The 13,172-nt window shown below is 72.2% G+C and carries 9 protein-coding genes; 2 read left to right on the forward strand and 7 right to left on the reverse strand.

Features of this window, described 5'->3' with window-relative positions; translation table 11 throughout:
• Nucleotides 1–13: 13 nt before the first annotated feature.
• A complete protein-coding gene (locus EAO73_RS33115; protein WP_147975153.1) occupies nt 14–1,783 on the reverse strand; it encodes an acyl-CoA dehydrogenase family protein in 1,770 nt (589 codons plus the stop codon).
• The gene (locus EAO73_RS33120) at nt 1,780–3,594 is read right to left on the reverse strand and encodes a fatty acyl-AMP ligase (RefSeq protein ID WP_224756549.1); all 1,815 of its coding nucleotides are present in this window, start codon (nt 3,592–3,594) and stop codon (nt 1,780–1,782) included. The genes EAO73_RS33115 and EAO73_RS33120 overlap by 4 nt, the downstream gene beginning before the upstream one ends.
• 164 nt (nt 3,595–3,758) lie before the next feature.
• Between EAO73_RS33120 and EAO73_RS33125 the strand changes: the two genes are divergently transcribed.
• Nucleotides 3,759–4,724, forward strand: a complete 966-nt coding sequence (locus EAO73_RS33125) for an ACP S-malonyltransferase (RefSeq protein ID WP_147975155.1) — start codon at nt 3,759–3,761, stop codon at nt 4,722–4,724.
• 62 nt (nt 4,725–4,786) lie between these two features.
• On the opposite strand, the gene EAO73_RS33130 is transcribed toward EAO73_RS33125, so the two are convergent.
• The gene (locus EAO73_RS33130; RefSeq protein WP_147975156.1) at nt 4,787–6,382 is read right to left on the reverse strand and encodes a PQQ-binding-like beta-propeller repeat protein; all 1,596 of its coding nucleotides are present in this window, start codon (nt 6,380–6,382) and stop codon (nt 4,787–4,789) included.
• Between the two features lie 126 nt (nt 6,383–6,508).
• Nucleotides 6,509–8,110: an AMP-binding protein gene (locus EAO73_RS33135; protein ID WP_147975157.1), complete on the reverse strand. Its 1,602-nt coding sequence runs from the start codon at nt 8,108–8,110 to the stop codon at nt 6,509–6,511.
• Between the two features lie 107 nt (nt 8,111–8,217).
• On the opposite strand from EAO73_RS33135, the gene EAO73_RS33140 reads away from it, so the two are divergent.
• Nucleotides 8,218–8,487 (forward strand): phosphopantetheine-binding protein, encoded by a 270-nt coding sequence (locus EAO73_RS33140; protein ID WP_147975158.1) that lies wholly within the window; start codon nt 8,218–8,220, stop codon nt 8,485–8,487.
• Between the two features lie 103 nt (nt 8,488–8,590).
• Here EAO73_RS33140 and EAO73_RS33145 read toward each other — a convergent pair whose 3' ends face one another.
• From EAO73_RS33145 to EAO73_RS33155, 3 genes are all read right to left on the reverse strand, one after another.
• Nucleotides 8,591–9,841, reverse strand: a complete 1,251-nt coding sequence (locus EAO73_RS33145; RefSeq protein ID WP_147975159.1) for a pyridoxal phosphate-dependent aminotransferase — start codon at nt 9,839–9,841, stop codon at nt 8,591–8,593.
• Nucleotides 9,838–11,223: a KamA family radical SAM protein gene (locus EAO73_RS33150; protein ID WP_147975160.1), complete on the reverse strand. Its 1,386-nt coding sequence runs from the start codon at nt 11,221–11,223 to the stop codon at nt 9,838–9,840. The genes EAO73_RS33145 and EAO73_RS33150 overlap by 4 nt, the downstream gene beginning before the upstream one ends.
• Nucleotides 11,224–11,540: 317 nt before the next feature.
• A complete protein-coding gene (locus EAO73_RS33155; RefSeq protein WP_147975161.1) occupies nt 11,541–13,172 on the reverse strand; it encodes an MFS transporter in 1,632 nt (543 codons plus the stop codon).

Genomic DNA, 13,172 nt, shown 5'->3' on the forward strand with positions numbered 1-13,172 from the left:
CGGACTCCTTCGGTCAACCCGGGATCGGGGTCGAGTAGAGGTCGTAGCTGGTCCGGGTGGAGAAGCGGAGCTGGACCTCGTGCCTCAGGCGTGTCTCGCACTCCGCGGGGAGGGCGTCGACGCGCGTGCCGAGCCGCCCGCAGATGCGGTGCAGCGCGGCGGCGGCCCAGGACGGGTCGGCGAGGAACGGGTCGGGTCCGTAGCGGGCCTGGTCCCAGACCCCGAGCACGGCGGCCCCGGCGAGCAGCAGCGCGTACCGGTCCATCAGGGCGAACCTGGCGGGCTGCGCACCGGTGGCCGGTCCCGCCGCCTCCAGCCGGAGCACCCGGCCCCGCACGTCCCGGAACTCCTCGACGAGCAGCCCCGCGAGCGTGCGCAGCGCGCGCTCCACGGGGCCGTGGCCCTCGATGCGCGCGGCGACCGCGAGCAGCGAGGCGCTGAGCGAGTCCCGCCCGCAGGCCAGGGCGAGCCGGCCGGTGCGCAGCGGCGGCAGATCCCCGTCCAGCCGGAAGAGCCCGGCGGGTGCCTCGTCCTCGATGAACCAGGAGCGGCGGGCGAGCCGGGGCATCTGCGGGATGACGGTGGCCTGGCAGGCGACGGTCCCGGCGTGGCCGAGGCTGAGCACGGGCACGTCCCTGACGTGCTTCTGGAAGATGCCCCGGGTGCCCTCGCGGGTGTAGAAGTCGGAGCCCAGCACGATCGACAGGTCGTACATCGTCTCGCCGAGCACGCGCGGCATCAGGTACTTGAGCGCCGCCGAGGTCACGCTCGTCTCGGCGGGCAGCAGGTGCAGGGCACGGGCCGCGACCACGGCGAGCGCGTCGTAGAGCAGCAGGCTGACGAAGGCATGGGTGAGGGCCGCGCCGGTGCGGCTGTTGTCGGTGGACCGGCCCTGCCAGCCGCCGGACTGCTCGCGGTCGATGCGGACGGCGGTGCGCAGGCTGGTGTCCAGGGCGGCGACGGCGGTCGCGGCGATCACGGTCCGGCTGATCTGGAAGGAGCGCAGCGCGGTCTCGATCCCGCTGCCCTCCGGCCCGAGGAGCGCCCCGTCGGGCACCGGGCAGTCGTCGAACTCCACACCGGCGAACCGGCAGCCGCGCAGCCCGACCGGGGTCCTGCGGGCGGTGACGGCCGCGTGGGCGTCCGACAGCTGCTCCGGTGCCAGCAGCAGCACGGAGTGGCTTCGGCTGCCCGGGGCGGGGTCGGTGCGGCAGAACAGGACGAGCGCCCCGGCCCGTTCCAGGTTGTTGACGAGCGGCTTCCCGCCGCTGATCAGATAGCCGCCGCCGGGGCCGCGCCGGGCGGTGACCTGGCTGCGGACGAAGTCGTTGCTGTGCGCGGTCTCGTGCTGGGCGATGGCCGCACGGCCGCCCGCGCGCAGCAGCCCGGCCAGCCACTCCCGCTGCCGTTCGCTGCCGGTCGCCCAGACGTCGGACGCGGCCATGAAGGTCGTCATGCCGTGCCCGATGGCCAGGCCCACGTCCCGGCGCATCACCGGGCGCATGACCCGGACCAGGGTGTCCATCGCGTCGAGCCGCCCGCCCAGCGCGCGCGGCACGTACTCGTCGACGATGCCGAACTCGTCGAGCAGCGCCTCCCCCGCGGCGAACGGCACCGCGGCCCGGTCGGCTTCGAGCAGCGCGGTGTACCCGGCCGGGTTGGCCGGGTCGGAGGGGTCGCCGAACAGGTCCTCCAGCTCGGCCACCCGGGCCCGGACGGCGCTCTCTCGCCGCCGCGCGGCCGGTTCGCGGGTGTGGGGAGGCTCGGTGGGCAGGGCCGTCACCACCGCCTTCCCCCGTCGGCTCCCTCCGGCCGCAGCAGGTCGCCTCCGAACAGCACGTCCTCGGCGCGGGCCAGCGCCCACACGTCCGGGGTCAGCACCTCGTACTCGCCGCGCACCACACCGTCGAGGAACAGCGTCCGCATCAGGGTGCGCTGGACCTTGCCGCTGCTGGTGCGGCGGACGGCACCCGGGCGCACCAGCAGGACGTTGCCGGCCGGGATCTCGAATTCCTGGCCGATCAGGGCCTGGATCTTCTGGGCGACCGTGCGCAGTTCGGCACTGTTCGCGACGCCGCGCACCTCCTGGACGAGGACCAGGTGCTCCCGGCCGGCGTCCACGGAGAACGCGGCTCCGGCGCCGAAGGTCAGCGCGGGGCTGACGGTCCGGGCGGCCCACTCGACGTCCTGCGGGTAGACGTTGCGGCCGTTGATGATGATGACTTCCTTGAGCCGCCCGGTGACGAACAGCTCCCCGTCGACCAGCACGCCGAGGTCTCCGGTGCGCAGGAAGTTGCTCTCCTCGTCGTTGAGGCTCGCGCGGAAGGTCCGCACGGTCTCGGTGGGCCGGCGCCAGTAGCCGCGGGCGACGCCGTAGCCGCGTATCCAGATCTCGCCGACCGCGCCTGGCGGCATCTCGTGGTGGGTCAGCGGGTCCACGATCCGTACGTCGGCGTCCACGGGCACGCCGCAGCCGACGAGGGTCCGCCCGCGGGACTCCGCACCCGCCGCCTCGGCCCGGTCCTGCTCCAGCTCCGCCCGGTCGAACTCGCGGCGGACGTAAGGGGTGCCGGGCTCGCCGCCGGAGACGACGAGCGTGGCCTCCGCGAGCCCGTAGCAGGGGCGCAGCGCCTCCGGCCGGAACCCGGCGGGCGCGAACCGCTCCGCGAAGGCGTCGAGGCTCTCGGCGCGCACGGGCTCGGCGCCGTTGAGGGCGAGCCGCCAGCGGGAGAGGTCGAGCGCGGCGATCTGCTCGTCCTTGACCCGGTGGACGCACAGGTCGTAGCAGAAGTTGGGGCCGCCGCCGACGGTGACGCCGTACTCGTCGATGGCCTGGAGCCAGCGCAGCGGGCGCTTCACGAAGGAGAGCGGGGTGACCTGGACGCTGTGGCTGCCGAGGTACACGGGGTGCAGCAGGTGCGCGACCAGGCCCATGTCGTGGAAGTAGGGCAGCCAGCTGCCGAAGACGTCCTCGCGGGTGGTGTGCAGCAGCTTCTTCAGGCTGGCCTGGTTGGCGAGGAGGTTGCGGTGCGAGACCGTCACGCCGCGCGGTTCGGAGACCGAGCCGGAGGTGTACTGGAGGAAGACCAGGTCGTCCGCGCGGGCCGCGACCGGCCGCCAGACCTCCGGGTCGCCGATCCCGGGCACGTCGGTGACCAGGCACTCGGCGGTGGAGCGGGTGTTGCGGGCGAGCCAGAGCGCGACCTCGGGCGCGGCGTCGGTCTCGGTGAGGACGATCGCGGCCCCGGTGTCCTTGAGCACGGCGGTGGTCCGGTTGAGCCGCTTGTCGCGGCCGGCCTCGCCGGGCAGCGGTACGGGGACGGCCACGGCTCCCGCGTACAGGCAGCCCGCGAAGCCCTTGAGGAACTCCACGGTCGAGGAGTAGGCGAGCAGCACGGGCTGTTCGGCCACGCCGTAGCTCTGGAGGCAGGCGGCGATGCGTCTCGCCTCCCGGTCCAGCTCTCCGTAGGTGAGGTGCTCGGCCACCGGACCGTCCGCGGTGTCACGGAGGAAGACATGCACGTCCTCGTCGGCGAGTTCGGCCGTCCGGGCGCGGAGCAGTTCGGTGAAGGTGGCGAAGCGTGACTCTGACATCCGCGGCATCCCCTCGCGTCTGCGGGCCCGTGGATGTGCGGCCCTCGTTCCCGCCGATCCTCCGCAACCGCCCTTGCGGTTCGCTTGCGCGCCCCGGCGCACGCTCCGGAGTCAGGGGGCGGCAGGGGTGCACCGAGGGAGGGGGTACGGGTGACGCTCGGCCCATGGACACTCACACCGAACCCGCAGAGGCGACGCGGACGGCGATCGTCTTCCCCGGGATGCAGCCGACGGCCTTCTCCGAGGTCTCCCGGTTCATGCTGGTCAACCCGTACGCACGCGAGCTGTACGCGCTCGCCGACGACACCCTCGGCTACCGGCTGGCCGACCGCTATCAGGAGACCGAGGGCGACTACTCGCTCTACGGGCAGATCTCCTTCGTGGTGAACTGCCTGGCCCTGGCGCGCTGGGCCGGTGAGCGGCTGGAGGTCGACCCGTCCCATGTGACCGGGCCGAGCTTCGGTGCCCGCGCCGCCGCCGTGTACTCCGGGGTCCTGGACTTCGCCGACGCCGTGACGATGACGGCCCGGCTGGCGGAGACGGTGGACGACTACTTCGCCCGGGAGCACCCCGCCCTGGTCACTCAGTCGATGGCCCGGGTGCCGCAGGAGGGGGTTCAGGAGCTGCGCCGGGAGCTGGAGGAGCGCGGCGAGTGGAGCGACATCGCCTGCGTCGTCGACCACGACTTCACGATGCTCACCGTCCACGAGTCGGTCCTGGACTGGCTCCAGCGCCGTATCCGCTCGCTCGGCGGGATGGCGATGTACACGATGAAGCCGCCGATGCACTCGTACCTCTTCGACGGGCTGCGCGACCGGGTCGACGAGGAGATCTTCGCGGGGCTGACCTGGTCGGACCCGCGGCTTCCGGTGATCGCGGACCAGGACGGCCGTACGGTGACGACGGGCGCGGGCGTGCGGGAGATGCTGCTCGACGGCTTCGTGCGCACGGTGCGCTGGCCGGACGTGGTGGCGTCCCTGAAGGCGGCGGGCGTGGGCCGGCTCTGTGTGTCCGGGGCGGACGGGCTGTTCACCCGGGTCGCGTGCACCACGCGGAACTTCCGGGTGATGCCGGTGACCCCCCGCTCGGCGATGCAGCCGGCTCGGCGCCGGATGCCGGTGGCGGCCTGAGGGCCGTACGGACGCGGAAGGGGCCGGTGCCACGAAGGCACCGGCCCCTTCCGTCGTAGCGCTTACTTGCCGTCCACCGTGAAGGCGTAGAACGTGCCCTCGGTGCTGCTGCCGGTGGTGCCGGCGCCGTCGGCGAACCGGGCGTAGCCGTTGCCCCAGTAGACCGTGCCGTCGACGACGGCCGGGCCCGCGTTGGAGGAGTACGGCGCGGTGAACTCCCACAGGTACGCGCCCGTGGCCGCGTCGAACGCGTACATGTGGCCGCTGGTGGAGCCGCCGAAGACGACGCCGTTGGCGGCGGTCAGGGCGCCCCAGGCGAAGCCGTCGGTGCGGTCCGCGACCTGCCAGATGATCTTGCCGGTCTGCGGGTCGAGCGCGGCGAACGAGCTGCGGTTGGTGACGGTTCCGTCGGCCATCGGGTAGTCCAGCTTGTTGAAGTTGGCCTCGGCGATGTAGATCCGCTTGTCGTCGTTGGCGGTGCCCCACTCGATGCCGCCGACGTGTCCGCCGGGACCGGCCGCCGCGCTCCAGACGACCTCGCCGTTGGCGGCGTCCATCAGCCAGTACTCGCCGCTCTTCTCACCGGCGCCGATCACCTTGCGGGCACGGCCCTTGGCGTCCTTGATGGTGAACAGGTGGGCGCCGTCACCGAAGTCGTAGTCGTAGCCAGGGTTCGGCGGGCAGTTGTTCGGCGGGAGCCCCGGCAGGCAGCCGGTGTTCCAGGCGTCGAACCGCTTGGCGCCGGTGTGCCACTTGATCCGGCCCGTGGTCATGTCCAGGGCCAGGACCGTGTCGACGTAGTTGTCCTCCTGGTAGCACTGCGCGGGGGTGCCGCCGGCCGTCTGGCAGTCGGAGACCTCCTTCGGCACGGTGTAGTTGTTGCCGGTGGTGAAGTACACCGTGTGGGTCGACGGGTCCAGGGCCGGGGTGCCCCACACGGCGACACCGCTGTAGCCGCCGGTCTTCCCGCCGTTGTCCGGGGTGGTGAACTGCCGCCACAGCACCTTGCCGGTCTTCGCCGACACGGCGTTCACGCTGCCCCGGAAGGTGCAGCAGGGGTACGAGGGGTCGTAGGCGCCCTCGGACTCGCGCGAGGAGACGCCCTGGTAGATGACGCCGTCGTGGACGACCGGCGACTGCGTCAGCACGGCCTTGTACTGCGTGTCGATCTCGCTGGTCCAGATCTTGTTGCCGGTCTTCGCGTCCACGGCCATCAGGACGGCCTTGGTCCAGTCGGCTATGTAGACCTTGCCGCCCACAACGGTCGGGCTCGACCGGGAGACGGACGCCGCGTCACCGGTGTACTCGGAGACCTTGTGCGACCAGATCTCCTTGCCGGTCTTCGCGTTGATCTTGTGCAGGTAGCCGCCCCAGTCGGGGAAGTACACCGCCCCGCCCACCACCGCCGGGGTCGCCGACACGTCGCCGTGCGTGGCGTACGTCCACTTGGCCTTCAGCCGGCTCGCGTTGTCCTTGGTGATCTTGTGCTCCGCCGAGGCGGAACGGCTGTTGGCCAGGTCGTGGCCGCCGGTCGACCAGTCGACCTGCGCCGCGCACGCGTTGGAGGGGGCCATACCGAGCGTGGTCGCCAACGCCGCGGCGGCGAACAGGGTGAACCTGCGGGCCGTCTTACGCGACGACCGGGGTCTCGTGAACATGACTGACTGTCCTCCTGAGGACGGTGGTGAAGGTGGTGAGGGTGATGCCTGTGGGGTCTGTGGGGCCGTACGGGCCCTGGGTGACGCGGCCGGGCCCGCGGCGCGGGCGTCACCGCCGCTCGGGGCTCAGGCCGCGCGCGCCGGCTCCGGCGCCTTCGTGCCGTGCCGCTCCGTCGCGAGCGCGGTGAGCGCCAGCCGGTCGGTCTTCTTGTTGGTGTTGAGGGGGAACTCGTCCAGCCGGTGGTAGTGGCGCGGGATCAGCTGCGGCGGCAGGACGGCCGACAGGTCCCGGTGGAAGTCCCTCGGGGCCCGCCGCTCACCGAGGTAGTACGCGACCAGCTCGGTGCTGTTGGCCACCGGCACGCCGACCACGACCGCCCCCGTCACCGGGCACGCCGCGCGCATCGCGTGTTCCACCTCCGCCAGTTCGACGCGGTAGCCCTGCACCTGCACCTGCGAGTCCATCCGGCCGAGGTAGACCAGCTGCCCGTCGGCGAGCCGGCGGACCCGGTCCCCCGTCCGGTACCAGCGCAGCCCGTCCCGCTCCAGGTACTTGCCGCGCCCGTCCTCCTCGTCGAGGTAGCCGGCCGACAGCTGCGGTCCCGCGAGCCAGAGTTCGCCCTCGTCCGCCGCCTCCTCGCCCCGCTCGTCGAGCAGCAGTTCCGCGTGGCCCGCGTGGAGCAGGCCCAGCGGGACGACGCCGTTGACGCCGAGCCGGGTCGACTCCTCGGGCGACCAGCGGTGGCGGTGCGTGGTGATGGTCATCTCGGTCGGCCCGTAGACGTTGATCACCGCGGAGCCGGGCGCGGCCCGCTGCCAGGAGTCGGTGTCCTCGAACTGCAGGGCCTCGCCGCCGAAGTACGTCCAGCGCAGCGTGGGCATCGAGCCGGGCAGCAGCCGTCCGGTGCGCCGGGACAGCGAGATCACGCTCGGCGCCGAGAACCACACGGTGATCCCGTGCTCCGCGACGAACCCGGGCAGATCGCGGTACGCGTGCGCCGGCACCGACACCAGCGGCGCCCCGGCCGCCCAGGCGCACCACAGGTCCGACACCGCGGAGTCCCAGTTGAGCCCGGCGGCCTGCGAGAAGACGTCGTCGGCGGAGAAGTCGTACCAGGCGTCCATCAGCGCGAAGTAGTGCGCCATGTTGCCGTGGGTGAGCCGGACCCCCTTGGGACGCCCGGTGGAACCGGAGGTGAACAGGACGTACGCCACGTCCTCGGGCGCCGCGTCCCGGGGCGCGGCGAGCGCGGTGTCCGGGCCCGCCGCCAGCACCGGCAGCCCGGCGGCCTCCGCGAGCGCCTTGGCCCCGGCCGCGTCCAGGTGGGGCGCCAGCACCGGCAGGCCGCCCAGCTCCGCACCCGTACCGCCGGCGAGCAGGGCCGCGCCCTCCTCGTCGACGACCAGGGCGGAGACCTCGGCCGCGCCGAGCATCGAGGCGATCTTGCCGACGGGGAAGTCGGCCGGGACCGGGACCGCCGGCAGGCCCGCGTACAGGCTGGCCAGGATGCCGACGTACGCGGTGATGCCGCGGCCGGTCAGGATCCCGATGGCCTTGGGGGGCCCTCCGGGGGCGGCCAGCAGGGCACCGGCCCAGGCCAGGGCCGTCGCATGGGCCGTCGCGTAGTCGACGGTGTCCCCGCCCACGCGGACGGCGATTCCCGCCGGGGATTTCTCCAGGCCCCGCAGGAAACGCGCGTGCAGCGCCTTCGACGCCGTTGATTCCATTTCAGCTCCTCATTTCCCGGAACGCTCCCGGAGCACTCCCGGCACTTTCCCGGGACATTTCCGTGACGCGTTGACAGCCGCCGACGGACGCCCCCATCATTTCCCGTATGCCAGAACTCACGAATCACACCTGGGACGAAGCCTTCGAGGCCGTCGTCCGCCCGTTCCTGCCCTACCTCGACCCGGACGAGAAACTGTCCGACGATTCCCCGCTCAAGGACCTCGGCCTGGACTCCATGGGCACGATCGAGCTGCTCGCCGCACTGGAGAGCGCCTACTCCGTACGCTTCCTGGACGACGCCCTGAAGCTGGAGAATTTCGCCAGCCCGGACATCCTCTGGAACACCCTGATAACCAAAACGGAATCCGCTGCGTGAGAAAGCGGACCCACCGCCCGGCCCGACAAGGATTTCGCATCCGAGTCGGGCCGATCTCGTTCACCGGGGTTCACAAGAGACAGCGGAAGCCTTTCTCAGCTGTTCACTGAATCCGCTGGAAGCTTTCCTCCACCCGGTCGAGCACGGACCGCACATGGGGCAGTTCGAGCGGATTCTCGGCGGCCAGTGACATTTCCTGCTCCTCGGCGTTGTCGCCGTAGAGCATGCTGGTCGCGCACTTGAAGCGCAGGGCCCCCGGCTCGTCCCCGAGGAGGTGCCCCGCCAGGACCACGGTGCCCAGATCCAGCATCCGCCGGGCCAGCGACGCCGAGTCGGTCACCTCGTGCTTGCCCAGCTCCTCGCGCAGCGGCTCGAAGTCCGGGTAGACGTAGAACGCCCCGGTCGGCGGCCGGCAGCGCGCGCCGGCGCCGACGGCGATGCGGTGGACCTCCCGGGCGACGGCCCCGTGCAGCCTGGCGCTGACCCGCAGCCGCTCCCGGATCTCCTCCGGCTCCGCGAAGGCGTACTCGGCGGCCTCCTGCATCGGGCCCGCCAGCGTCGACCAGACCTCACTGGCCACCGAGAGGACCCCGGCGCGTATCGACTCGCCCCACGGGCCCTCGGGGAAGCGGGCCGCCCCGATGCGCCAGCCGCCCACGGCGAGCGACTTGCTGAGCCCGGTGCAGACGACGGTGCGGGCCGGGGCCACCTCGGCGGGGCTGAGGTAGTCCGCCTCCGGGTCGTGCATGACGTCCCGGTAGATCTCGTCCGAGACGATGAGCAGGTCCTCCTCCTCGGCGATGGCGCACAGTTCGCGGATCATCGCCTGCGAGGCGAGGGTGCCGGTCGGGTTGTCCGGCAGCGTCAGGATCATGAGGCGCGGGTCGCGGCCCTCGGCGCGCGCGGCCCGGATGTGCTCGCGCAGCACGGCCGGGTCGGGCACCCCGCCGCACTCCTCGGGGATCGGCACGGCGATCGGCCGCTTGCCGGCCAGCCGGGCCTGCGGGGCGTAGGTGTTCCACGCCGGACGCGGAATCAGCACATCGCCGGGGACCGTGTGGCCGACCGCCATGAGCAGCGGTTTGCTGCCCGGGGCGACCACGATCTGCTCCGGTGCGGTGGGCAGGCGGCGGCGCCCGAAGTACCCGGCGACGGCCTCCCGTACACCGGCCGAACCGGCCACCGGGCCGTAGGCGTTGCGCCGCGCCCCCGCGACGAGGCGCTCCACGAGCGGCCCGAAGGCGGGCAGCCGCGATTCGCCGAAGCCGAGGTGGACGAGCCGTTCGCCGGCCGCCTGCCGTTCGGCGACGAGCTGGTTGAGTGCGAGATTCGGTGACATGCCCATGGAAGTCATACCTGGCTCCCTACCCCTGCCGCGGCCGTGCGACTGCCGAACAGCTCGGGCTCCTGCGGCCGGGCGGGTCCGGCGATCGCACGGGCGATGTCGGCGGGCACCGAGTGGTCCAGGCGCAGTTCGTCCAGCCACGCCGCGTCGGCGTCGTAGTGCGCGAGGAAGGGGCGCCCGACGAGCTTCGGGTCGCGCGCCTGCATCATGCGCAGCTGGAAGAACAGCCCCTCGGCCTTCTCCACGACCCCGTCGACGGCCACCTTGCCGGGCGTCGCGGACATCACCGGTCCGCGCACCGTACGGGCCAGGCCCGGCAGCGTCGCGTAGGCGTCCCGGTAGATCTCCGCCGCCCGCGCGAGCGGCACCCGGAAGTAGTCGTACGGGCCGGTGTCGCGCTCCACGAACATGTAGTACGGCACGGCGCCGACGGCCAGTTCGGCCCGCCACATCCGCGCCCACACGTCCGCGTCGTCGTTCACCCTGGCGATCAGCGGCGCCTGGCAGTAGACCAGCGCACCCGTGGACCGGATGCGGGCGATGGCACGCCGCGCGAGGTCGGTCTCCAGCTCGCGCGGGTGGCTGAAGTGCGCCATCACGGCGAGGTTCCGGCCGGTCGCGACGACCTCCTCGAACAGCCGCAGCACGTCGTCGGCGTCCGGGTCGGTGACGTAGCGCTGGGGCCAGTACGCCACGGACTTCGTCCCGATCCGGATCGTCCGCACGCTCTCCAGCGACAGCAGCGGCTCCAGATGGCTGCGCAGCCGCGCGGTGGACATCACCATGGGGTCGCCGCCGGTGACGAGCACATCGCCCGCGTCGGGGTGCGTCTCCAGGTACGAGATGAGGCCGCGCGGGTCGGGCGCGGCGAACCGCAGTTCGCTGTCGCCGACGAACTGCGCCCAGCGGAAGCAGTACGTGCAGTACGAGTGGCAGGTCTGGCCCTGGCTCGGGAAGTACAGCACCGTCTCGCGGTACTTGTGCTGGAGCCCGGGGAGTTCGACGCCGTCGCGGGTGGGGACGTTGAGTTCCTTCTGCCCGGAGGGGTGCGGGTTGAGCCGGCCGCGTATCTGCTGCACCAGCGCGCGCAGGGCGACCTTGCCGGAGGGATCCGCGGAGAGCTTGGCCAGATCGCGTTCGTTCTGCTCGCTCAGCATCCCCTTCTGCGGGAAGACGAGCTGGAACATCGGGTCGTCGGGGATGCGGTCCCAGTCGATCAGCTGCGACAGGACGTACTCGTTGACCCGGAAGGGCAGCACCATCGACACGAGCCGGACGGTTTCCCGTATGCCGGCGGGCAGGCCGTGGCGGTCGGCGATCTCGTCGAGCTGCCGTGGCCCGTAGGCGCGGAACCGTGCCGCCTCGGCAGAATCGGTTGCCAGCAGGGACATGCGGATATTCCTCCAGCCTGGTGCCCGGCAGTCCGAGCGTCTGCTCGAACACGATGCCGATGCTAGGGACGGGAATCGGCCACCGGACCCCAGAACCGACCCCAGCCGGACCCTTACGAAGACCCCCCACCCCTGGGCCGTTCCCCCAGGCCCGCGGGCATGGCGAAGCCGCCCAGGAGCAACGGGGGACGCGCTCCTGGACGGCTGCTTTCGGCCCCCTGAGGGGGTGGGTGTTACCTGCCGGACCCGCGCGGGAACGGCCTTACGCGAGCCCTGCGCGGGTAGGCGTTACACACCGGGCCCGCGCGGGAACAGCGTTATGCGAGCCCGGTGCCCGGCTCCTGCGCACCCGCCTTCGAGGACGGGGCGCCGGCCCCCTCCCCCTCGGCCGGCTCGGCCGCCTTCGCGTGGTCCTGCTGCACGGAACGCAGCCCGACGAGCGCCACGACGGCCGCCCCGGCCATCACGACCGCGCCGGCCACGGACGCCGCGTGCACCTCGGTGGTGAAGGCGGACCGGGCCGCGTCGACGAGGTTCCCGCCCGCCTCGCCGGGCAGCCGGGCCGCCGCCGCGAGCGCGCCGCCGATCGTCTCGCGCGCCGCGTCCAGCGCGCCCGCCGGCACCCCGGCGGGGTCGTCCAGCGCGGAGCTGTTGCGGTAGGCGGTGGCGCCGATGGAACCGAGGACGGCGACGCCGAGGGCGCCGCCCAGCTCCTGGCACGTCTGGAGCAGCGCGGAGGCGGTACCGGCGCGCTCCGGCGGCACCTGGCCGACGACGAGTTCGGTGACCAGGGTCAGGACCGGGGTGAGGCCGACCGCGAGGGCGATGATGCCGATCAGGATCAGCACGAGCCCGTCCTCGTCCGGGACCTGAGTGAGCATCAGCAGCGCGACGGTCGCCAGCCCGAACCCGCTGGCGATGATGACGGCCGGGCGGATCGTCCGGACGAGCACCGTGGCGAGCGGCACGACCGCACCGACCGCGATGGTCCCCGGGATCGTCCACAGCGCGGACTTCAGGGCGCTCATCCCGAGCACGGACTGCATGTACTGCGTGGAGAAGAGCGAGTACCCGACGAGAGTGAAGCAGGCCAGCATGTTGACGGTCACCGAGGCGCCGAACGCCCGGTTCCGGAACAGCGACACGTCGATCATCGGATCGGCACTGGTGCGCTGGCGGCGCAGGAACACGGGGACGAAGGCGAGCCCGACGACGATCGCGACGACGTACGGCACGGTGAAGCCGTCCACGGCGATCTTCTTGAACCCGTAGACGACCGGCAGGATCGCGGCCAGCGAGAGCACGGCGCTCACCAGGTCGAACCTCCCGGCGGCGGGGTCCTTGAACTCCGGCAGCAGGAACGGCCCCGCGACCAGCAGCAGCACCATCACGGGCACGTTGATCAGGAACACCGACCCCCACCAGAACCCGGCCAGCAGCGCCCCGCTCACCACGGGCCCGAGCGCCGCACCCGCGGCCATGCCCGTCGACCACACCGCGATGGCGGTACGCCGCTGGGTCTGCTCCCGGAACAGGTTCCGGATCAGCGCCAGCGTCGACGGCATCAGCGTCGCCCCGCCGATGCCCTGGAACGCCCGTGCGCTGATCACCATCTCGGGGCTGTTGGCGTACGCGGCGAGCAGCGAACCGGCGCCGAAGACCACGGCCCCGATCAGCAGAAGCCGCCGGCGCCCGATGCGGTCACCCAGCGCGCCCATGGTGAGCAGGACACCGGCGAGCACGAAGCCGTAGATGTCGATCATCCACAGCTGCTGACTGCCGGACGGCCGCAGGTCCTCGCTGATGGACGGAATGGCGAAGTAGAGGACGGTCAGGTCCATGGAGACGAGCAGCACGGGCAGGAGCAGAACGCCGAGGGCGATCCATTCCTTCCGGCCCGCTCTGGCCTCCGGTCCGGTAGGTGCGTTCTCGCTCTGGGAGCTGGTCAT

The sequence above is a fragment of the Streptomyces sp. col6 genome (assembly GCF_008042035.1).
Classification (GTDB): Bacteria; Actinomycetota; Actinomycetes; order Streptomycetales; family Streptomycetaceae; genus Streptomyces.

Coding starts and splice junctions, on each gene's coding strand:
- EAO73_RS33120 (WP_224756549.1), bottom strand. CDS start 3,594: ATGTCAGAGTCACGCTTCGCCACCTTCACCGAACTGCTCCGCGCCCGG.
- EAO73_RS33140 (WP_147975158.1), top strand. CDS start 8,218: ATGCCAGAACTCACGAATCACACCTGGGACGAAGCCTTCGAGGCCGTC.
- EAO73_RS33150 (WP_147975160.1), bottom strand. CDS start 11,223: ATGTCCCTGCTGGCAACCGATTCTGCCGAGGCGGCACGGTTCCGCGCC.
- EAO73_RS33130 (WP_147975156.1), bottom strand. CDS start 6,382: ATGTTCACGAGACCCCGGTCGTCGCGTAAGACGGCCCGCAGGTTCACC.
- EAO73_RS33125 (WP_147975155.1), top strand. CDS start 3,759: ATGGACACTCACACCGAACCCGCAGAGGCGACGCGGACGGCGATCGTC.
- EAO73_RS33145 (WP_147975159.1), bottom strand. CDS start 9,841: ATGACTTCCATGGGCATGTCACCGAATCTCGCACTCAACCAGCTCGTC.
- EAO73_RS33155 (WP_147975161.1), bottom strand. CDS start 13,172: ATGACCAGCTCCCAGAGCGAGAACGCACCTACCGGACCGGAGGCCAGA.
- EAO73_RS33135 (WP_147975157.1), bottom strand. CDS start 8,110: ATGGAATCAACGGCGTCGAAGGCGCTGCACGCGCGTTTCCTGCGGGGC.